Origin of the sequence: Mycobacterium sp. 1081908.1 (assembly GCF_001673535.1) — a bacterium.
Lineage (GTDB): Bacteria > Actinomycetota > Actinomycetes > Mycobacteriales > Mycobacteriaceae > Mycobacterium.
On the sequence record NZ_LZLY01000082.1, the window covers coordinates 1 to 565 of the forward strand.

Genomic DNA, 565 nt, shown 5'->3' on the forward strand with positions numbered 1-565 from the left:
CGGGAGTAGCCCACCTCCGCCACACACCGCATGGCCGCGGCGATGATTCGAGCGCGGGTCTCCTCGCCGCTGGCGCCCGGCGGGCGCCCCAGCTGCGACCGGGCGGGGCTCATGCGGGGCACCCCCCTACGGAACCGGCACATAAATTGATCGGCCGATTATATTTGACGCTGTTAGCCGGAAGTGAGGACGTCACAATGACGCGGGCACAACTGGGTCGCCCGGTCGGCGCCAGCGGCGAGGAGACCCGCCGGCGGATCATCGTCGCCACCATGCGCTGCGTGGCCAGGGCCGGCTATTCGCGCGCGACCATCCGCGAGATCGCCAAGGCCGCCGACATGACCAGCGGCAGCCTGTATCACTACTTTCCGAACAAGTCCGAGCTGCTCGCCGCGACCGTCAACGAGATCGACGAGCTCGTGTTGCCCCGGCTGCGCTCGGCCGCGTCGCGCTCCGACGACGTGGTCGAGCGCCTCGAGGCGATGCTGGACGAGCTGGGCAGGTTGCTGCGCGAGTATCCGCACCTGGCCGCGTTCGAGCGCGCCATGCGCGGGCGCACCGGGCT

At 69.9% G+C, this 565-nt stretch carries 1 protein-coding gene and 1 pseudogene; one reads left to right on the forward strand and one right to left on the reverse strand.

Annotation, left to right across the window (positions count from 1 at the left end; genetic code table 11):
• A pseudogene (locus A5655_RS27850) lies at positions 1 to 113 on the reverse strand (TetR/AcrR family transcriptional regulator); the annotation flags it as partial.
• A gap of 84 nt (positions 114 to 197) precedes the next feature.
• Between A5655_RS27850 and A5655_RS11715 the strand changes: the two are divergent.
• Positions 198 to 565, forward strand: a 368-nt coding sequence (locus A5655_RS11715; RefSeq protein ID WP_156764826.1) for a TetR/AcrR family transcriptional regulator, incomplete at its 3' end; no start/stop codon positions are given.